A 20,547-nucleotide genomic window follows, 5' to 3' on the forward strand; every position below is an offset into this window, starting at 1 on the left:
GGCCTGGACGCCTTGTTGCCGGGACTGTCGGACCCGTCCCCCACAATGGGAGTCGGATCGGGGAGTCCGGATCGACGAGCAGTGACAAGCAGCGACCGGCGACGACGAGCAGCGACCGGCGACGACGAGCAGCGACCGGCGACGACGAGCAGCGACCGGCGACGACGAGCAGCGACCGGCGACGACGAGCAGGAAGGGCGGTGACCCATGACCGTATGGGACGACCTGGTCGGCCAGGACCGGGTGCAGGAGCAGCTCGGTGCCGCCGCCCGGGATGCCGATGCGCTGGTCACCGCCCATTCGGCGGGGGAGCCGGTCCCGCCGGGGTCGAAGATGACCCACGCCTGGCTCTTCACGGGCCCCCCGGGCTCGGGCCGTTCCACCGCCGCCCGGGCCTTCGCCGCCGCCCTCCAGTGCACCAGCCCCGACCGCGCCCTGGGCGGTGCACCCGGCTGCGGCTTCTGCGACGGCTGCCACACCAGCCTCATCGGTACGCACGCCGACGTCGAGGTGGTCCGTACGGACCTGCTCTCCATCGGTGTGAAGGAGACCCGCGAGCTGGTCCGCCGCGCCCAGCTCTCCCCGGCCGTCGGCCGCTGGCAGGTCATCGTCCTGGAGGACGCCGACCGTCTCACCGAGGGTGCGGGGAACGTACTGCTGAAGGCGGTCGAGGAGCCCGCGCCCCGCACGGTGTGGCTGCTCTGCGCGCCCTCCCTCGAAGACGTGCTGCCCACCATCCGTTCCCGCTGCCGCCACCTCACACTGCGTACGCCCCCGGTCGACGCGGTCGCCGATGTCCTGATCAGGCGCGACGGCATCGACCCGGAGCGGGCCGCGTCCGCCGCCCGGGCCACGCAGGGCCACATCGGCAGGGCCCGCCGCCTCGCCACCGACGAGCGGGCCCGTTCGCGCCGCGCCGCCGTGCTCAAGCTCCCGTTGAGGGTCGAGGACATCGGCGGCTGCCTCAAGGCCGCCCAGGAGCTGATCGATACCGCCACCGACGACGCCAAGCAGGTCTCCGAGGAGGTCGACGTCAAGGAGGCGGAGGAGATGAAGGCCGCGCTCGGCGCCGCCGCCGGGGGACGGCTGCCGCGCGGCACCGCGGGCGTGATGAAGGAGCTGGAGGACCGGCAGAAGCGCCGCAAGACGCGTACGCAGCGCGACAGCCTCGATCTGGCGCTCACCGATCTGACCGGCTTCTACCGTGACGTACTGGCCATGCAGTTGGGCTCGGGGATCGCCATCGCCAACGCGGACGCCCAGGATGCGCTCGACCGCATCGCCCGCTCCTCCACACCCGAGGGCACCCTGCGCCGGATAGAGGCGGTGATCGCCTGCCGCCGGGCGCTGGACCGCAACGTGGCGCCGCTGCTCGCGGTGGAGGCGATGACGATGGCCCTGCGCGCGGGCTGACACCGCGGCTGACCCGCCAACCCCGCCCACACCCGAATCGCCCCGTTCACGATCGCTCATTCATGATCGTGTGTTCACCCGTACGGGGAGCGAATCGGGGCGAGTCGTCACATGGCGACTACGCTCCGGGGATGGACACCAGGCGCTCGCTCCGGATTCTCGCCACCACGCTCGGCACCGCCGGCCTCCTCATCTCCGGCTGCAGCAGCGGCAGTTCGACGAACGCCTCGACGTCCACACCACCCGCGTCGTCCGCGCCGGCCGTCCCCGCCGGGCTCAAGCCGTACTACGCGCAGCAACTGAAGTGGCGGGACTGCGGCGTCGAGGGGTTCCAGTGCACCACGATGAAGGCGCCGCTGGACTACAAGCAGCCGGACGGCGGCGAGATCAAGCTGGCCGTCGCCCGCAAGAAGGCCACCGGCCCCGGCAAGCGGATCGGCTCCCTCCTGGTGAACCCGGGCGGTCCCGGCGGGTCGGCCATCGAATATCTCCAGAGCTACGCGGCCATCGGCTACCCGGCCCAGGTCCGGGCCCGGTACGACATGGCCGCCATCGACCCGCGCGGGGTGGCCCGCAGCGAGCCGGTCGTATGCCTCACCGGTCCGCAGATGGACACGTACACCCAGGTCGACCAGACCCCGGACGACGCGGCCGAGGTAACCGAACTGGGCGGCGCGTACACGAAGTTCGCGGACGGCTGCGAGCAGCGCTCCGGCGAGATCCTGCCCCATGTCTCCACCGTCGAGACCGCCCGCGACATGGACATGCTGCGTGCCCTGCTCGGTGACGAGCAACTGCACTACGTCGGGGCGTCGTACGGCACCTTCCTCGGCGCGACGTACGCGGGACTCTTCCCCGCCCGGGTCGGCCGTCTGGTCCTCGACGGGGCGATGGACCCGTCGCTCGACGCCGTCGAGCTGAACCGCGACCAGACCGCGGGCTTCGAGACCGCGTTCCAGGCCTTCGCCGCCGACTGCGTGAAGAAGGCGGACTGCCCGCTCGGCACCACCTCGACCACCGACGCGGCGACCCGCCTGAAGCGGCTCTTCACCGACCTCGACGCCCGGCCGATCGCCACCGGCGAGTCCCGCAGGCTCACCGAGTCCCTGGGCACGACCGGGGTCATCGCCGCCATGTACGACGAGTCGGCCTGGCCCCAGCTCCGCGAGGCCCTCGCCGGCGCGCAGAAGGGCGACGGCTCCGGCCTCCTGGCCCTGTCGGACAGCTACTACGAGCGCCGGCCGAACGGCACCTACGCCAACCTCATGTTCGCCAACGCCGCCGTGAACTGCCTGGACCAGCCGCCCGCCTTCACCGACGCCAAGGCCGTCACCCGGGCCGTTCCCAGCTTCGAGAAGGCCTCCCCGGTCTTCGGCAAGGCCTTCGCCTGGGCCGCTCTGAACTGCGCCCACTGGCCGGTCCCGCCCACCGGCACTCCGCACCGCATCGAGGCGAAGGGCGCGGCCCCGATCGTGGTGGTCGGCACCACCCGCGACCCGGCCACCCCGTACAAGTGGGCCCAGTCCCTGGCCGGCCAGCTCTCCTCCGGCACCCTCCTCACCTACCGCGGCGACGGCCACACGGCGTACGGCCGCGGCAGCGACTGCATCGACTCCGCGATCAACACCTACCTCCTGGAAGGCACCCCGCCGGCCGAGGACAAGAAGTGCTCCTGACCACCCCACCTCGTCACTGACCTGCGCAAACACCCCAGAACGAGGCTGGTACGGAGCACCCCCGGAAACTGTGTAGACTTGGCGACGCTGCTGATCGCACCATAGTGCGACAGGGCATGCCGCCTTAGCTCAGTTGGCCAGAGCAACGCACTCGTAATGCGTAGGTCTCGGGTTCGAATCCCGAAGGCGGCTCAGAAGAACCCCAGGTCACGTACCCCGTGACCTGGGGTTTTCTGTTGTTCGTGTGGGGCGGTCGGCCCGGGGGCGGGCGGTGCAGGGCTGCGGCGGTGCTGGCCTTCAGGGAGATGTCGAGCTGGAGGGGCACTACGGGGCGCGGATCCGGCACATGGCGGGGTGACGGCCCCGTCGGGGGCGGCTGTTCGAGGGCGGGAAACCCCAGGTCAGGAATTCTGGCCGGGGGTTTTCGGTGGGGATGGGCTTCGTGTCCGAGGTTGTGAAGCATCCGTGAATACTCTGTGGAAGCGATGTCGGTGGGGCCGCTTATGCTGCACCGGACGATCGCGCGGGACCAGGGGAGGGCTCGGTATGTTCGGCAGGTTGTTCGGCGGGGGCGGGGGCGGGGAGAGACCGGCGGCGGATCCGTACGCCCTGCCCGTTCCGCGGCGTCGGAGGAACGGGGTGTACGCGCTGCGCGCGCTGGGGGACGCGCGGGTGCTCGCGCTGGTGGAGGCGGCCGAGGCGGGTGACTGGGAGGCGGTCAAGGCGGCGTCGGTGCCGTTCGACCTCGGCCGTGACCACGGAGTGCTGGATCAGCTGGCCGACCTGGACGGTGTGCAGGACTGGATCGGCCGTGCCGTCGAGAAGGACGAGGAGCACCGGGCGACGGCGCTGCTGATATCCGGGGCGCGCCACATCAGCTGGGGCTGGGAGGCGCGTACGGCCGACCGCGCGGTGAACGTCACGCAGGATCAGTGGCGGGTCTTCCACGAGCGGCTCCACATCGCCGAGGAGCAGCTGTTCGAAGCTGCCGAGCTGCGGCCGGAGTGGGTCGACCCGTGGCACCGCCTCCTCATCTCGGGCCGCGGCATGTCGCTGGGGCCCGACGTCAACCGGACCCGCCTCGACGCAGCCCTGCGCCGCGATCCGCTGGACCTGGAGACCCATATCGACTGGGTGTCGCAGTTGCAGCCCCGCTGGAGCGGCGAGCCGGGCCAGGCCCTGGCGTTCGCCCGCGACGCGTTCGCCCGTGCTCCCCAGGGGCACCGGATCGGCTGTGTGATCGCCATGGCGCATATCGAGGAATGGGTCGAGTCGGAACGTGCGGGGTGCCTCGAAACCCCCGAGATCCAGGCCGAGTTGCGCATCGCCGCCGATCACAGCATCCTCCACCCCGCCTACGTACGGCGGCCGGGCTGGCAGCAGGACTTCAACATGTTCGCCATGGCGCTGTCGCTGGCCGGTGAGCGCCACACGGTCCGGCGAGTCTTCCAGGAGCTCGACGGCGCCTGCACCGAATGGCCCTGGTCCTACTTCGCGGAGCCCCAGAAGCAGTTCGCCCGCCACCAGCGCCGAGCCTGACGCCTGCGCCGAGCCTGACGCCTGCGCCGAGCCTGACGCCTGCGCCGAGCCCGCCACCAGCGCCGGTCTCATGCCGGCCGCACCCCGCCACCCGTCGTCCCTTCCACCCCGGACTGTCCGATGACTCTGCCCGACACCGCCACGACCCCGGCCGGCGCCGATCGCACCTTCCAGGTGGATCTGCGCGGCCTCGTCGATCTCCTCTCCCACCACCTCTACTCCAGCCCACGCGTCTACCTCCGCGAGCTCCTGCAGAACGCGGTGGACGCGCTGACCGCCCGGCGCGGACTCGCACCGGACGCCCCCGCCGACGCCTTCGGTATCCGCCTGTACGCCGACGGTTCGGTGGTACGCGTCGAGGACGACGGCGTCGGTCTCACCGAGGCCGACGTACACAGCTTCCTCGCCACGATCGGCCGCAGCAGCAAGCGCGCCGACCGGATCGCCGAGCAACGCGGCGACTTCATCGGCCAGTTCGGCATCGGGCTGCTCTCCTGCTTTCTGGTCGCGGACGAGATCCACGTCCTGAGCCGCTCCGCCCGCACCCCCGACGCACCCGCCGTGGAGTGGCGGGGGCGCGGCGACGGCAGCTACGCCGTCCGCACCCTGCCCGCGTCCGCCCGCCCCCGGCCCGGGACCACCGTCACGCTGACGCCGCGCGCCGACACCGGCGAGTGGACCCGGCCGGCCCAGGTGCACGGGCTGGCCCGGCACTTCGGCTCCCTGTTGCGCCACCCGGTGACCTTCGACGACGGCACGGGTGGCCAGGGTGTGGCCGTCAATCCGGAGCCCGCGCCCTGGGCGCGTTCGTACCCCACGCCGGGGGCCCGTTCCCGGGCGCTGGCCGCGTACGGGGAGGGGGTCTTCGGGTTCACACCGCTGGACACCATCGAGCTGGACCTGCCGGCCGTCGGTCTGAAGGGCATCGCGTGCGTGCTGCCCGAGGCGGTGCCGGCCGGGCGCCGCCACGGACATCGCGTGCACGTCAAGGGCATGCTGCTGTCCGAGCAGGCCGAGGAACTCCTGCCCGAGTGGGCGTTCTTCGTCCGCTGCGTCATCGACGCCGAGAGCCTGCGCCCGACGGCGTCCCGCGAGTCCCTGTACGAGGACGACACGCTCGCCGCCGTCCGCGACGCCCTCGCCGACCGGCTGCGCGAGTGGATCGCCCGGGCCGCCGCCAGCGATCCGGACCTGCTCGGCCGGTTCCTCCAGGCCCACCACCTGGCCGTGAAGTCGCTCGCGGTGCACGACGACGAGATCCTGCGGATGCTGCTGCCCTGGCTGCCGTTCGAGACCACCGACGGGCACACCACCCTCGACGAGTTCGCGCGCACCCACCGCACCGTGCTCGTGACATCGAGCGTGGAGGAGTTCCGGCAGGTCGCGGCGATCGCCTCGGCCGCCGGGCTCGGCGTGGTCAACGGCGGCTACACGTACGACCGTGAACTGGTCCACCGGCTGCCCGAGATCAGGTCCGAGGTCAGCGTCGCCGATCTCGACCCGGCGACCCTCACCGCCCACCTCGACCCCGTCGACCGCGAGACGGAACTGGCCGCCATGGCCTACCTCTCCCTGGCCCGCGACGCCCTCGCCGTCTTCGACTGCGATGTCGCGCTGCGCACCTTCCAGCCCGCCTCCGCCCCCGCCCTCCTCGTCGACAGCCGCGAGGCCCGGCACGAGCGCACCCGCTCCCAGCTCGCCCGTGAGCAGGAGGGCGGTGTGTGGGGCGACATCCTCGGCGCCCTGCGCCAGGAGGCCCCGCGGGCCCAGCTGATCCTCAACCAGCTGAACCCGCTGGTCCGCGCCGCCGTCACCATCGAGGAGCCCGAGCTGGCCCGTACCAGCGCCGAAGCCCTCTACGGGCAGGCCGCGCTGCTGTCCCGGCGCCCGCTCAGGCCCGCCGAATCGAGCCTCATCAACCGCTCCTTCCTCGACCTCCTCGCCCACGCCCTCCGCAAGGACAGCTGACGATGCCGATCGCACCCCAGAACACCGACGAGCTGTACCAGGCGCTGGAGGAGAACGACCGGCGCCCCTACGGCCGCACCCGCACGGTCACCGCCGAGGAACTGGTTGACGCCGCCGAGCAGTTCGCCGAGCCCGTCCCGCTCGTCCACGCGCTCCTCGAACTCCAGGAGGCGTACACCTACGGCTCCGAGCCCCGGAAGTCGCCCGTCGTCTTCGCCCGCCTGCTCAACTTGTTCGACGAGCAGCCCGACGTATTCGACGAGCGCATGCGCCACACGCTGTTCTGGCGGTTCAAGTGGGTGGCCGACGCGCTGCGCGTGCTGCCCGAGATACCGCTGGCCGGCCTGCGCCAGTGGCTGACGGAGATGCGCGACCGGTACGAGAAGGCCGGACTGGGCCTCCAGCCCTACTACGGTCAGGCGTACCAGCTCGCCGCCCACGTCGGTGAGGGCACCACCCTCGCCTACGAGCTGTGGGCGGGCCGTACCCGGACCCGGCTCAGCGACTGCGAGGCCTGCGAGATCTGCGAGCGCGCCCTGTACCACCTCGCGGCGGGCGACGACGAGCGGGCGCTGAACGACTGGGAACCCGTCCTGGCCGGGAAGGAATCCTGCCAGGAGGAGCCGGCCCGCTCCGCCTCGTACGCGCTGCTGCCCCTGCTGCGCAACGGCCGCGTCGACCGGGCCCGCGAACTGCACCTCGCCGGCTACCGCAACTGCCGCCGCAACCCCTCGATGTCCTCGGAGGTCGGCCGGCACCTGGAGTTCTGCGCGCTGACCGGCAACGAGGCGCGCGGCCTGGAACTGCTCGCCGAGAACCGGAACCTGTTCGGCGAGGTGGACTCGCCGCTGGACCTGTTCGACTTCCTCACCGGTGTGGAGGTGCTCCTCCAGCGCGTCGAGTCCCTGGGGCACGGTGCACTGCCCGCCGCCGGATACGCGGGCCGCACCTGGACGGTGGCCGGCCTGCGCGCCGAGGTACGGGGGCGGGCCGACGACCTCGCCGCCCGCTTCGACGCCCGCAACGGAACCACGGCCCACACCGACCGCCGCAGGGCCCGCCTCGACCGCGCCCCGCTCGTGGACGCGCTGGAGCTGACCCTGCGCACCCGCGGCCTCGACGAAGTGACCCCGGCCGCCCCGGTTGCCGCGCCCGCCGCCCGTACGGCCGCCGCGGTCCCGGATTCGCTGCCCGAACTCATCCTCCGGGCACGGGCGCTGGACGAGCAGGGGCACCCGGACGCGCAGGCGTGCTGGGCGAAGCTGCGCACGCTCACCGCCTCCCGCGACTACGTCCATCCCGACGACCCGGCCGTGGGCCCGCTCGCACAGCTGCGGGCGGACCTGCTGAGCGACGAAGCGAGCCGGACGCGCGACAGGGACGAGTTCGCCGAGGCCGCCGCCCTCCAGGAGGAGGCCGCGGGCCTGTACGAGGACGCCGGAGTGCCGGGCGACGCGGCGGTCGCGCATGCCTGCGCCCTGCTGGCTGCTGCGGAGGTTCCGGCGGATGGTGCCGATGAGGCGAATGGTGCCGATGGGCCGGATGGTGCCGGTGGGGCGAACGGTGCCCATGGGGCGGATGGTTTCGCCGGGGCCGAGGGTGTAGACGGAGGCGAGCGGGCCGCCGGGGCCGAGGGTGTAGACGGAGGCGAGCGGGCCGCCGGGGCCGAGGGTGTAGACGGAGGCGAGCGGGGTGATGGGGCCGAGGGTGTCGACGGAGGCGAGCGGGGTGATGGGGCCGGGGCCAAGGTCGCCGCGCTGAGCGCTGCCCACGCGTCCATGGTCCGCCTGCACGAGGGGACGCCCGGTCTCGCCCCGCACCAGGAGGCCCGTCTGCTGCGGCTGCGGGCGACCGCGTTGGGCATGCGGCTGCAGACGTCGGGGGACGAGGAGCACGTCGCAGCGGTTCTTGCCGAGGTCGACCTGCTGCTCGCGTTCGCCACCCGGCACGATCTCGGCGGGCAGATCTCCGGTGCCCTGCTGCTGCGGGCCACCACCCACGCCCTCGCCGGCGACCTGCCCGCCGCGGTCACCGTGATCGACGGCGTCCTCGACCGGCTGAAGGCGCACGGCCCCGCCTGGCACCTGCCCCGCACGCTCGCGCTGCGCGGTCGGCTCCAGCTCGGCCTCCGGGACGTGCAGGCCGCGCAGGCGGACCTGGCCGAGGGGCTGCGACTGGCCGCCGACTGGCCGGCCGAAGTGGTGGACACCGCCCGGCTCCACGCCGATCTGGCCGAGGTCTGCATGCACCTCGGCCGCCCCGACGAGGCGCTGCGGCACCTGACGCGCTCGGCGGAGCTGGAGCTGCGCGAAGGCAGCCGGACGGACGCGTACTGCGCCTACAGCAGCGCCGCTCAGCTCTGCCTCGACCTGGGCCGCGTCGAGGACTGCATCGCGCTCCTCGACTCGCTCCTGGCCGAACCGGACGTCGCCGCCGGGGAGGTGGACGACCGGCTCGTCGCCCAACTGCGCCTGACCCGCGCCCGCGCGCTGCGCTCGGGCGAAGACCTCAAGGCCGCCACGACGGAGTTCGTCGCGCTCGCGGCCGAGTCGGCAGGCTGGGACGACGACCCGGGGAGCCACGCCATGATCGCCGCGGAGACGGCCGTACTCCTCGGTGAGTCCGGCGAGTTCGGCCGGGCGCGCGAGGCCGCGGAGCAGGCGATCGCCGCCCATGCCCGCGCCCCGCGCTACGAGCAGCTCAGCGGCTGCCTGCGCGAACTCGCCCGCCTCCAGGCCGAGCAGCAGGGCCCCGACGGCCTGGCCGACGCCCTCGTCAACCTCGCCGACGTCGGCCGGATCGCCGACGAGGCCCGCGCCGCCGAGTACGAGGCCCAGGGCCGTTCCCTGGACAGCGCCTTGGCCTACGAGCACGGGCGGGTCAATGCCTACGCCGGTGAGTACGAGGACGCCCTGGCCGCCCTGGAGAAGGCCCGCGCCCTGCTCGGTGAGCCGGGTCAGGAGAAGGGGGAGGACCACGCCGGCGAGTGGGCCGAGTGCGTCCGTCTCACGGCTGCCGTGGAGGGCATCTACCTGGAACGCCCCGCCCCCGCCCTCAACCGCCTCGACGCGGCGGTCTCCCGGCTGACCGCCCTGGGCCACACCGAGGAGGCCGAGCCGCTGTCCTCCTTGGCGAACCGGCTGCGCGACGGGGGGTGACGCGGTACGGGGTGCGCACACAGCCCCGTACGCGCAGCCACTCGCAGTGCGCAAGCACTCGTAGCGCGCAGGTCTTGGTCCGCAGTCCGTGACGAACCCCAGGTCAGCGCTCTGACCTGGGGTTCGTCACTGTCCTGCCGGTGGCGCGGAGGAAGCGGGCGCCCCAGTCCTGGACATGCGCGGCGAACTCCGGCGGCCCCAGGACCCCGAATTCGACACCCACGTTGCCCGGCGCCCGGGCCGGCCGGTCCAGGGAGGTGGAGGCCACGGTGAGGCGGCAGCTGTCCGGGTCGAGCGGTTCGCCCGTGCCCCACTGGCGACCGCCTGCCGGACCCGCGCGGCGGGGCCTGCGCCGCTGGTCGTCACGGTGCCGATGGGGCGGCCCGGTCCGAGGCTCCCGAGGTGGTCCCGTCGTCCTGCGTGTCCGCTTCGCCGTACGAGGAGTTTCCGCCGCTCACCCCTGCCGTGGCCGGGCAGCCGGACGGGGCGGTGCGGCAGATCATGAGGGATGCGCGGGTGCCCGGGGTCACGGTCGGACCGTGGGTTCCGGAGAAGAGGAGTTGCGTCCGGGCTTCCGGAGTCGCCGGCAAGAGCTCGGGGACGCCCATGCCGACCGGTCTCGACATGCGGGTCGGCGGTATGACCAAGACGTTCACGGCGACGGCGCTGCTCACCCCGGCCGGCCAGGGGAAGGTCCGCCCGGACGATCCGATAGCGAAGTATGTGAAGGGGGATCCCGACGGGGACCGGATCACCTTGCGCGAGCCGGCGGGGATGCTCAGCGGACTCTTCGACTACTCCGTGGACCCGGACTTCTCCAAGGCGCTGACGAGCGATCCGCAACGGCCCTTCACGCCTCCGGAGGCGCGATCTCCGACCGGCGCGACCTGCGGACCTGGGCGCGGGTGCCGGCCACCGGCACTCTGCTCAGCCCGGCCACCCGGGCCGAGCGGCTGCGGACGGAACCCAGCGGTGCCGGACACCGGCTACGACCCGGGCATCTTCAACGCCCACGGCTGGACCGGGCACAACGGCTCGCTGCCGGGGTACGAAGCCCTGGTCGTCCGTCCGCCGGGGCCGAAGGCGACCCTGGTCGTGCTCCTCAACACGGACACCGACCACCGGGGTTCGGAGCCGAGCACACTCTTCGGCGAGGCGGTCACCCGCATCGTGACCCCGCGGCACGCCTGTTCATTGCCGGCCCGGCCTGCCGCGAAGTGAGCCGGAGGGCGGATCCGCGGACGGAGCCGGGCGGCGCGGCCGGGGTTCAGGCCGTCAGTTCTCCGATCAGGGATGCCGCCCGGCCGATCAGCGCCACCTCCTGCGGGCTCATCGTCGGGTTGGCCGCGCGGGCCGCGGCGGCCTCGGCGAGGTGGTGGGCGGGGATGCCGCCGGACGCGGAGAAGTGCGGCAGCAGTTCGTTCAGCAGGGTGCGGGCGTGCGCCGACGCGGAGAACTCGGGGTCGACCGCCGCCTGGGCCAGGATCAGGGACGTCATCGCCCGGTCCGCGGCCGGGACGCCCTCCCTGGTGTTGCTCCAGTCGATCACCACCGGGCCCCGGTCCGTCAGCATCACGTTGTCCGGGTGCAGGTCCAGGTGGAGGATCCGGTCCCCGGGGTCCGGGGAGAGCCGGGCCGGGACGGTGTGGAGTTCGGCGAGCAGCCCGGCCAGCATGGCTGCCGCTTCGGCCACCGACACCTCGCCGGCCAGCAGCGATTCCAGCATCGTCGGGCCGCTCAGACGTTCCAGCACCAGGTCGCAGGCGGGCGTCTCCGAGTCCCGGGGGCCGAGACGGGGGACCGGGAAGCCGTGTGCGCCGAGGTAGGACATGACCATCCACTCGTGAGTGGCGTCCATGCCGTCGCGGTAGTGGCGCAGCACCCACTTGTCGTCGAGCGCGTACACATCGGCGGATCGGCCGGAACCCAGTAGCTCACCTATTCGCATGGGGCGAACCTACGGGGATCGGCGACGTATGTGGACCTCCACGGTGCGGTCATGGAGCAGGGAGCCCGTCGTGGCCGGTCAGCGGCCCCATAACGCGAAGTGAGGGGGTGAACGGGATCTCCTGGGGATGACGTGTACGCGGCTACCTTGGCGGCAATTCCCCCGAAGTCAAGGAGAGTTCCGTGGAGAGCTCCGTGCTCCGCAGACGTGCCCTGGCCGCGTGTACCGCCACCGTGGCCGTCGGTGCGCTCGCGCTGGCCGGCCTGACCGGCAGTGCATCCGCCGATCCGGCTTCCCGGTTCCGCACCCCCACCGCCACGGGGACCGGGCAGCTCTCGCCCGGTCTGCTGAAGGCCATGCAGCGCGACCTCGGACTGACCGCCGACGAGGCGCGCAGCCGGATCGGCCACGAGACCCGGGCGGCGGCCGTCGCCGCCGGGCTGAAGCACTCCCTCGGCGCGGACTTCGCCGGGGCCCGGGTGAGCGGTGATGGCGCGGCCCTGACCGTGGCCACCACCGACGCCTCGGACGTCGCCCGGATCCGCGAGGCCGGCGCCAGGCCCGTGGTCGTCGAGCACAGTCAGGCCGAACTCGACTCCGCCAAAGCCGCGTTGGACCGGGTCGCGCTGCGCCGGGCCCCCGACGGTGTACCCGTCTGGTACGTCGATCCGGCCACCAACCGGGTCGTCGTGCGGGCCGCCCGCGCTTCGGCCGCCGAGGGGTTCCTCGCCGAGGCGGGGGTGCCGCGCGCCTTGGTGACGGTGCGCCGGTCGACGGAGCGGCCGCGTACGTTCGCCGATCTCCGGGGCGGTGACGCGTACTACATGAACGGCTCGGGGCGCTGCTCCATAGGCTTCCCCGTCAAGCGCGGCAGCCAGTCCGGCTTCGTCAGCGCCGGTCACTGCGGGACGCCCGGGGTCAGCACCAGCGGGTACAACCAGCAGGCCCAGGGCTCCTTCCAGGGCTCCACCTTCCCCGGCCGCGACTACTCCTGGGTCGCCACCAACACCGGCTGGACGCCGCGGGCGCTGGTGAACGGCTACGGCAACGGCGATGTGACCGTCGCCGGTTCCACCGAGGCGCTGGAGGGGGCGTCGATCTGCCGCTCCGGCTCGACGACCGGCTGGCACTGCGGGACGGTCCAGCAGCGCAACACCAGCGTCACCTACCAGGAGGGCACCGTCTCCGGCGTCACCCGCACCAATGTGTGCGCCGAACCCGGTGACTCCGGCGGCTCGTTCATCTCGGGCAGCCAGGCGCAGGGCGTCACCTCCGGCGGCTCCGGCAACTGCTCCCAGGGCGGTACGACGTACTTCCAGCCGGTGAACCCGGCGCTCCAGGCGTACGGACTCACCCTGGTCACCAACAGCACCCCGACCGACCCGCCCACCGACCCGCCGACCGAACCGGGCGGCAGCTGGGCGGCGGGCACGACGTACGCGGCGGGCGACGTCGTGACGTACGGCTCCGACAGCTACCGCTGCCTCCAGCCGCACCAGGCGCAGCCCGGCTGGACGCCGCCGAACGTCCCGGCCCTCTGGCAGCGCGTCTGACGGCCGTCCCGTACTCCGGCGGTCCCCGTACCCCGGCCGGTCCCGTAACCCCGGCCGGTCCCGTAACCCCGGCCGGTCCCGTAACCCCGGCCGGTCCCGCGAACCGGCCGGTCCGGCGGCTCCGGCGGGGCCGCCGCCGCTCACCGCGCCCGCCCGGCCTCAACTCCACGCCTCCCGGCCGGGCGGTGCGCACCTCCCGCCCCTGCTCTGTGTCATGCACGTGCCCTTCCCCCACCCGAGGAATCAGCCATGACCCCAGAACCGACCGAAGGCCCCGGCGACGACCGCCGGATCAGCCGCAAGACACTGCTCAAGGCCGCGCTCGTGGCCGGCACCGTCCCGCTGCTCGCGGGCGGCGGCGTCGCACTGGCCCGTGATGCCGGTGCCAGCGGCCGGCCGCCGGCACCCACGCCGAACTGCGACGACGGCGACGGCCCGACCCACGAACAGATCGAAGGGCCCTACTTCAAGCCCAACTCCCCGCTCCGCACGAGCCTGGTGACCGGCAGCACGCCCGGCGTCCCGCTGACCGTGAGCGGCTATGTCTTCGGGCGGAGCTGCAAGCCCGTCCCCGGAGCGCTGCTGGACTTCTGGCAGGCCGACACCAACGGCGCGTACGACATGAGCGGATTCGCCTTCCGCGGGCACCAGTTCACCGATCAGTCGGGAGCCTTCAGCCTGACCACGATCGTGCCGGGGCTGTATCCGGGGCGCACACGCCACATCCATGTGAAGGTCCAGGCGCCCGGCTCGGGAATCCTGACCACCCAGCTGTACTTCCCCGACGAACCGCGCAACAACACCGACTCGATCTTCGACCCGGCGCTCCTGATGAACGTCCGGGAGATCGGCTCGGGGCGGGAGGGGACGTTCGACTTCGTCCTCGACGTCGACCAGGGGCCGACCGATCCGCCCACCGACCCGCCGACCGACCCGCCCGGCTCCACCTGGGCGGCCGGGACGCTCTACAGCGCGGGAGACCGCGTCACGTACGGCGGCGCCACATATCGCTGTCTGCAGGCGCACTCGGCCATGGCCGGCTGGGAACCGCCGAACGTCCCCGCGCTGTGGGAACGCGGGTAGACAGGCAGCTCAGTGGGGGGTACGCCGCTGAGCGGGCGCGCCCCCGGGGCTTTCCCCGGGGGCGCGCTCCGGGGCTTTCCCCGGGGGCGCGCTCTGGGCAGCGGAGTAGCCTGGATGCGTACGGCTCCCGGTGAGCCGCTCGTGTCGGCCTGCGCATCGAAGGGGGCCGGTATCGCATGGACACCCTGGTCATGGTCGTGGTCGTCCTCGCGATGATCGCGATCGCAGCGTTCGTCATCCATCTGCTCAACGCCCGGCACCGGCATCAGCATCTGCGTCCGGTGCACTACGACCACGGGCTCGCCGGGTTCGACGAGGGCCCCGGCACCGCACCCGGGTCCGCCCCGGGCGCTACTTCGCGTCCGAATAACGCTCCACCACCGCCGTCGTGAACGGGAAACGCACCGGTGTCTCACCGAAGGCGGTCCGCCCGGCCAGCTCACCGGCCGCCCGGATCGCCTCCACGACGGCCTCCGCCTCCTCCTCGGGGCAGTGCACGATCACCTCGTCGTGCTGGAAGAAGACCAGCTCCGCCCGGAGACCGGCCGAGCCGAGCGAGCGGCGCAGGGCGGCCAGGAGCAGCAGCGCCCAGTCGGCCGCGCTGCCCTGCACCACGAAGTTACGGGTGAAGCGGCCCCGCGCGCGGGCGTTCGACGACGCGTAGCCGGGGGTGAACCCGCTGTCGGCCAAGGGCGGGTCGGCGCTCTCCTGCGGGATGCCGGCCTCCTCGTCGGACCCGCTCCCGACGGCGGGAGGGCTGGTCCGGCCCAGCCACGTCCGTACGAGACGTCCTTCCTCGCCGGCCTTCGCGGCATCGTCGACATAGGCCACGGCCAGCGGGAACCTCCGGCGCAGGGCGGCCAGATTCTTCAGGCCGTCGCCCGAGGTCTGGCCGTAGACGGCGCCCAGCAGCGCGAGCTTGGCGTGATCCCGGTCGCCGTGGAACGCCCGGTCCGACAGCGCTGTGTACAGATCGCCGTCATGGGCCGCCACCTCCATCAGGCCGCGGTCGCGGGAGATCGCGGCGAGCACCCGGGGCTCCATCTGGTCGGCGTCCGCGACGACCAGCCGCCAGCCCTCGTCGGCGACGACGGCCCGCCGTATCACCTTGGGGATCTGGAGCGCCCCGCCGCCGTTGGTCGTCCAGCGGCCGCTGACCGTGCCGCCCGGCAGGTACTCGGGGCGGAAGCGGCCGTCGCGCACCCAGTCCTGGAGCCAGCTCCAGCCGTGCGCCGTCCAGATCCGGTACAGCTTCTTGTACTGGACGAGGGGCTGCACCGCCGGGTGGTCCAGCTCCTCCAGCTCCCAGCGGCGGGTGGACTTCACCTTGATCCCGGCCTGCGCGAACGCCTTCACCACGTCTGCGGGGAGGTCGGGGCGGACCCGTCTGCCGAAGGCGGCGGACACCTCGTCGGCCAGCTCGGCCAGCCTGCGGGGCTCGCCGCCGCCCGCGTAACGCTCGCCGAGCAGCTCGTCCAGGACCTGGCGGTGGACATCGGCGCGCCAGGGCAGACCGGACCTGTTCATCTCGGCGGCGACCAGCATGCCGGCCGACTCGGCGGCCGTGAGCAGCCGCATCCTGCCCGGGTGCTCGGTGGCGTCGTGCCTGCGGAGCTGGTCGGCGTACACCTGGAGCAGGTCCTCGAAGGGGAGCCGGGTGCCGGACCGGGGCTCGAAGAGCGAGGACTGCGCGCCGGGCTCCGCGGAGCGGGCCGGGGGATCGGGGGGTACGGGGGCGCCCCGCAGGCGGGCGTGGGCAGCGGCCGCGGAGCGGGGCTCGCCGAGCCTGCCCTCGTGGGCGAGGAGAAGGGACTCGGCGACCTCGATGTCGTAACAACGGTCCACGGGGACACCGGCCGCGAGCAGCCGCGGGTAGATCTCGGCGGTGGACCGCCACACCCAGCGGGTGACGCCGGGGCGGGAGCGGACCGCCGCCACCAGGTCGGGTTCGGCCACGACCGGGCCGGCGGGCAGGCCGGTGGGGGCCAGCGGGGCGAGGAGGGCGCCGCCGGTCTCCGTCATGGCCAGAGCCCACCGTTCGGTCATGCCTTCGAGTCTGGCACCCGGCACTGACAACGGGGCACGGCGCGCGGTGCCCCGTCCGGGGGCGGTCGGCGGGTGGGGTGCGTCCCCCGGTCCGCAGATGCCTGGCGGGCTCTGGGGCCGGGGGACCGGAGGGTGTCAGGACTCGGACTCGCTCGTCCAGGTGCCCAGCGAGATCTCGGCGGTGATGCCGGGGCCGAAGCCGGCCATCAGGCCCCGGTGGCCGTCGAGGGCCGATGCCTCGTCGAACATGCGGCCGAGGGCGTCGAGCACCACGGCGCTGGCTATGTTGCCGTACTCGGTGAGCGTGGCCCGGCTGAAGCGGAACGCCTCGGGCGGCACGTCCAGGAAGTTGCTCAGGTCGTCCAGGATGCGCGGGCCGCCCGCGTGGATGATGTAGAAGTCCATCTTGCCCGCGTTCCACTGGTTCTCCTCGGCGACCGCCTCCAGGGCCGGTGCGAGGGGTTCCATGGTGCCGGGCACCCGCTTGTCGAGCTGGAAGTGGAACCCGGTGGACCGCACTGCGTAGGAGATCCAGTCCTCGGTGGCCGGGATGACGAACGAGCCGTTGCGCTCCAGGCGGACTCCGGTGCCGCCACTGCCGCGGAGCACGACGGCGGCTATGCCGTCGCCGAACAGCCCGTTGGACAGCAGCGATCCGACACCCAGGTCGGTGGGCTGGTAGCAGAGCGAGCAGAACTCGCAGGCCACGATCAGCACATTGGCGTCGGGGTACGCGGTGCAGAAGTCGTGGGCCCGGTTGACCGCCGCACCGCCCGCGGCGCAGCCGAGCTGCGCGATCGGCAGCTGCCGGGTCTCCGGCCGGAAGCCCATCTCACCGATGAGCCACGCGGTCGGCGGCGGCATCATGAAGCCGGTGCAGGAGACGTAGACGATCAAGTCGATCTGCCTCGGCTCCAGTTCGGCCTGGTCGAGCGCCCGGCGTACCACCGCCGGAACCCGGGCCTTGGTGTGCTGCTCGTAGGTGATGCTGCGGGCGTCGAAGCCGGGGTGCTGCAACACCTTGTCGATCGGCTGGATCAGATGTCGTTTCTGTACCCCGGTGTGTTCGATGAGACGAAGGACCAGGTCGATCTGCGGGTGGTCGCCGTGCAACCGTTGAGCCAGTTCGAGGGTTTCCTCGTTGGTGATGACGTACTCGGGAACCTCGATGGCCGGCTTGCAGAGAACCGCCATGGAATTCCTCCTAGCGGACATGGTCCACGCGGCCGGGCCCGATGGGTTCCGGGGCGTCCCGGCCGGAGGCGGCCACCACGGTTCCGCACACGCGGTGTTGCGCGGATGGGGAACATGGGTGGATTCCGGCGCCGGGTCAGGTACCCCTGGAACGGGCGCGGACGGGCCGACCGTCGAAGACTGAAAGTTCTAGCCGTTCGTGGGCGGAAGCGGATCCGCCACGGCTTGGGTGGCCGTCGGGATCACGTTACGGCAGGTCGACCGGGGCCGCACGCCGAGCACGCGCCGAGCACGCGCCGGGGGCGCTGCGCGGAGGCTTCGCGGGGCGGGAGAAGGGCCGGAGAAGGCCCGGAGCAGGGCCGGAGAAGCGCCTGGGAGGGCCCGGAGAAGGGCCTGCGCGGAGTCGGGGAGGGGCCGGGCCCCGGTCGGCGGCCCGGAAGCGGTCCGGGTTGCCGCCGGCCGGGGGCCGACGCATCATCGATGACGGCTGTCGGAGCTCCCGGTCACCAGGTGACGGGGAGTTCGAGGGGATAGCGCCAGATCGACGTCCTGTTCCAGCGCACCTCCTCGGCCGGAGTCGCCAGTTTCAGTGCGGGGAAGCGCTTCAGCAGCGTCCCGATGGCGATCTGGAGCTCCGTGGCCGCGAGCGGGGCACCGAGGCAGTGGTGCCCGCCCCACCCGAAGGTCATGTGGGACGGTCCCTGCCGCTCCAGGTCCAGCTCGTCGGGGCGGTCGAACTTCCGGCCGTCGCGGTTGGCCGTCAGATAGGAGACGTGAACGATGTCCCCTTCCCGGATCCGTACGCCACTCAGCTCCACGTCCTCCAGGGCGACCCGGGGGATGCCGACGCCCTTGCGGAAGGGGATGAAGCGCAGCAGCTCCTCGATGGCCTGCGGGAGCATCTCGGGGCGGTCGCGCACCATGGCGAGCTCATCGGGCCTGGTGAGCAGCATGTAGGCGATGTTCCCGATCTGGTACGTGGTGGTGTCCTGGCCCGTGATGAGCAGGACCATGGCCATGACGGTCAGTTCCTGGTCGTTCAGGATCTCGTCCCCGTCGCGGGCGGTGGCCAGCGCGCTGATCAGGTCGTCGCCCGGGTTGGCGCGCCGTTCGGCGGTCAACTCCTCGAAGTACGCGCGGAGATCGGCCTTGGCCCGGATCGCCGCGTCCTTGTTCTCGACCGTGGTGTCCATCATGGTCCGGGCGTGGGCGCGCAGTTGGGCGCGTTCCTCCTCCGGAATGTCGAGGACCTCACAGATGGTGGTCAGGGGCAGCGGGGCGGCCAGATGCTCGAACAGGTCGGCCGGGGCGCCGTGCTCCTCCATCCGGTCCAGCAGCTCGTCGACCACGTGCTGGGTGCGCACCTGCATGCGCTCCAGGTGGCGGGGTGCGAAGCCCTTGGAGATCAGGCTGCGCAGCCGGCTGCTCCCCGGCGGGTCCATCACGTTGATCGCCTCGTCCTGCACGATCGGTTCGGGGGTCATGCGCGGGAAGTTCCGGCCGATGATGGCGGTACGGCTGAAGCGCCGGTCGGTGGTCACCGTACGCACGTCGTCGTAGCCGGTGACGAGCCACGCCTCGCCGTCGCCGTGCGGGAGGCGGATGCGGGAGACGGGCGCTTCGGTCATCAAGTGCCTGAGCACCGGGTCGAATTCGAGGGCCTCGGCGTAGTCGAACGGGCACAGCCGTGCGCCGGCTACTGGTTCCATGCGAGCTCCAGACGGGAATCTGACGGGTGGTTCACGAAGTCGCGGGCTTGGACGGGACATGGGTGCCCGGTCGCCCGCGGGGCCACGCGCCGCACCGGGCCGATTGGTCCATATGCAGAACGGATCGGACGATGCCGGTCGCTGGACCGGCGCAATCCGGTCCGGCGGGGCGGGCGCTGACCGGTGGTCCGCGGCCGGGGGTTCGCGGCCGGTCTCAGCCGCCCGGTACGACGTCGGTGGCGTCCACCGCGCGGCGCAGCGCACGGGCGAGCCGCACGCCGTCGTCCACCGCCCAGAAGTGGGTGAAGAACAGGCGGGGGTCCTCCGACAGATGGTGGTTGTGCACCTCGACGAGCTTGATCCCGCCGCGCCGCAGCGCCTTCAGTACGTGCGGGACCTCGTCGGCGAGCATGGCGCAGTCGCCGCTGAGCGCGGCCCGGCCGCCCCCGACCGGCTGGAAGTTGAACGCGCTGGTGGAGCCCAGGCCGGGCGGCAGGATCAGGTGGCCGTCCGCGATGGTCTCGCGGCGCATGAAGATGACCTTGTAGACCCCGTCCTCGACGGAGCCCGCTGCGCCCAGTGCCGCTTCCATCCCGGCGGTGTCCAGGTCGACCGGGGTCGACCGGTCCGGGGTCTCGGGGGGCGGGGTGCCGGTGCGGTCGAATCCCGCGCGCAGCCCGCGGGCCAGGGCCACCGCATCGTGGCCGTGGCCGTGGACATGGGCCCACCAGAGGTCGGGGGTCTGGGCGAGCAGGTGCTTGTGGAGCGCACTCTGCTCGATCCCGTTCGCCTGCCATGCGTCGATCACGGGCTGGAGTTCGTCCTCGGTGACCACCACGTCGCCCATGACCATCGTGCTGCCGTCGGCGTAGCGGACGAAGGCCACGTGCGTGCCCAGTGCCAGCCCCGGGGTGACCACGACGCCGTCGGAGACCACCAGCAGATCCCGCCGGGGGAAGGCCGTGTGGTACATCGTGTCGCGCAGCATGTTCCCCCCGCGGCCCAGCGCCTTCGCGACGCCCGCCCAGTGGCCCAGGTCGGTCGGTACCGGCTGCACCCGCTTTCCGTGCCCCGGCCCGGTCGTTCTGGCGGGCAGGGGGCGGGCGGCGGCAGCGGCGGGGCTCACCGCGGTCAGTACCGGCGCGAACGCGGCGGCCGCCAGTACGCGCCGCCGTGATGTGATCGCCCGTGCGTCCGGGCCCTGCTGTCGGTCTCCGGTCATCATCCGATCGCCTCCATTGGTCGCCTTCATGGCGAGAT

At 72.5% G+C, this 20,547-nt stretch carries 16 protein-coding genes and 1 tRNA gene; 11 read left to right on the forward strand and 6 right to left on the reverse strand.

Going from position 1 to position 20,547, the window contains the following annotated elements; all coding sequences use genetic code 11:
* The 7 genes from ACFVH0_RS23905 to ACFVH0_RS23935 form a co-directional block, all read left to right on the forward strand.
* On the forward strand, positions 1-204 hold a 204-nt coding region (locus ACFVH0_RS23905; RefSeq protein WP_385823120.1), incomplete at its 5' end, for a hypothetical protein.
* Positions 205-207: 3 nt separating this feature from the next.
* Entirely contained in the window at positions 208-1,413 is a 1,206-nt protein-coding gene (locus ACFVH0_RS23910; RefSeq protein WP_385823122.1) for a DNA polymerase III subunit delta', read from the forward strand.
* A gap of 131 nt (positions 1,414-1,544) precedes the next feature.
* A complete protein-coding gene (locus ACFVH0_RS23915) occupies positions 1,545-3,089 on the forward strand; it encodes an alpha/beta hydrolase (RefSeq protein ID WP_385823124.1) in 1,545 nt (514 codons plus the stop codon).
* Between the two features lie 118 nt (positions 3,090-3,207).
* Positions 3,208-3,281: transfer RNA gene (locus tag ACFVH0_RS23920), tRNA-Thr, on the forward strand.
* 354 nt (positions 3,282-3,635) lie between these two features.
* Entirely contained in the window at positions 3,636-4,628 is a 993-nt protein-coding gene (locus ACFVH0_RS23925) for a hypothetical protein (protein ID WP_385823126.1), read from the forward strand.
* 120 nt (positions 4,629-4,748) lie between these two features.
* Entirely contained in the window at positions 4,749-6,596 is a 1,848-nt protein-coding gene (locus ACFVH0_RS23930) for an HSP90 family protein (protein ID WP_385823128.1), read from the forward strand.
* Between the two features lie 2 nt (positions 6,597-6,598).
* Positions 6,599-9,754 carry a hypothetical protein gene (locus ACFVH0_RS23935; protein ID WP_385823129.1) on the forward strand — a complete coding sequence of 1,052 codons (3,156 nt, stop codon included), beginning with the start codon at positions 6,599-6,601 and terminating at the stop codon, positions 9,752-9,754.
* 103 nt (positions 9,755-9,857) lie between these two features.
* Here the strand turns inward: ACFVH0_RS23935 and ACFVH0_RS23940 are convergent, their stop codons facing one another.
* Complete coding sequence (locus ACFVH0_RS23940; protein ID WP_385823130.1) at positions 9,858-10,022, reverse strand: hypothetical protein; 165 nt, start codon at positions 10,020-10,022, stop codon at positions 9,858-9,860.
* A gap of 152 nt (positions 10,023-10,174) precedes the next feature.
* Here ACFVH0_RS23940 and ACFVH0_RS23945 point away from each other — a divergent pair, with 152 nt between their 5' ends.
* A complete protein-coding gene (locus ACFVH0_RS23945; RefSeq protein ID WP_385823132.1) occupies positions 10,175-10,975 on the forward strand; it encodes a serine hydrolase in 801 nt (266 codons plus the stop codon).
* 46 nt (positions 10,976-11,021) lie between these two features.
* Here the strand turns inward: ACFVH0_RS23945 and ACFVH0_RS23950 are convergent, their stop codons facing one another.
* A complete protein-coding gene (locus ACFVH0_RS23950) occupies positions 11,022-11,702 on the reverse strand; it encodes a phosphotransferase (RefSeq protein WP_385823134.1) in 681 nt (226 codons plus the stop codon).
* Between the two features lie 182 nt (positions 11,703-11,884).
* Here ACFVH0_RS23950 and ACFVH0_RS23955 point away from each other — a divergent pair, with 182 nt between their 5' ends.
* The 3 genes from ACFVH0_RS23955 (at position 11,885) to ACFVH0_RS23965 (ending at position 14,730) form a co-directional block, all read left to right on the forward strand.
* Complete coding sequence (locus ACFVH0_RS23955) at positions 11,885-13,255, forward strand: alpha-lytic protease prodomain-containing protein (RefSeq protein WP_385823136.1); 1,371 nt, start codon at positions 11,885-11,887, stop codon at positions 13,253-13,255.
* Positions 13,256-13,504: 249 nt separating this feature from the next.
* The gene (locus ACFVH0_RS23960; protein ID WP_385823138.1) at positions 13,505-14,338 is read left to right on the forward strand and encodes a carbohydrate-binding protein; all 834 of its coding nucleotides are present in this window, start codon (positions 13,505-13,507) and stop codon (positions 14,336-14,338) included.
* A 176-nt stretch (positions 14,339-14,514) separates the two neighbouring features.
* A complete protein-coding gene (locus ACFVH0_RS23965) occupies positions 14,515-14,730 on the forward strand; it encodes a hypothetical protein (RefSeq protein ID WP_385823140.1) in 216 nt (71 codons plus the stop codon).
* Here the strand turns inward: ACFVH0_RS23965 and ACFVH0_RS23970 are convergent.
* The 4 genes from ACFVH0_RS23970 to ACFVH0_RS23985 form a co-directional block, all read right to left on the reverse strand.
* The gene (locus tag ACFVH0_RS23970) at positions 14,690-16,384 is read right to left on the reverse strand and encodes a bifunctional 3'-5' exonuclease/DNA polymerase (protein WP_385823142.1); all 1,695 of its coding nucleotides are present in this window, start codon (positions 16,382-16,384) and stop codon (positions 14,690-14,692) included. The genes ACFVH0_RS23965 and ACFVH0_RS23970 overlap by 41 nt on opposite strands.
* 135 nt (positions 16,385-16,519) lie before the next feature.
* Positions 16,520-17,578 carry a type III polyketide synthase gene (locus tag ACFVH0_RS23975; protein WP_385823144.1) on the reverse strand — a complete coding sequence of 353 codons (1,059 nt, stop codon included), beginning with the start codon at positions 17,576-17,578 and terminating at the stop codon, positions 16,520-16,522.
* Positions 17,579-18,081: 503 nt separating this feature from the next.
* Positions 18,082-19,287: a cytochrome P450 gene (locus tag ACFVH0_RS23980; protein WP_385823146.1), complete on the reverse strand. Its 1,206-nt coding sequence runs from the start codon at positions 19,285-19,287 to the stop codon at positions 18,082-18,084.
* 214 nt (positions 19,288-19,501) lie between these two features.
* On the reverse strand, positions 19,502-20,509 hold the full coding sequence (locus ACFVH0_RS23985) for a DUF1259 domain-containing protein (protein WP_385823148.1): 1,008 nt from the start codon (positions 20,507-20,509) through the stop codon (positions 19,502-19,504).
* Between the last annotated feature and the right edge of the window lie 38 nt (positions 20,510-20,547).

Origin of the sequence: Streptomyces sp. NPDC127117 (genome assembly GCF_042677325.1) — a bacterium.
Classification (GTDB): domain Bacteria; phylum Actinomycetota; class Actinomycetes; order Streptomycetales; family Streptomycetaceae; genus Streptomyces.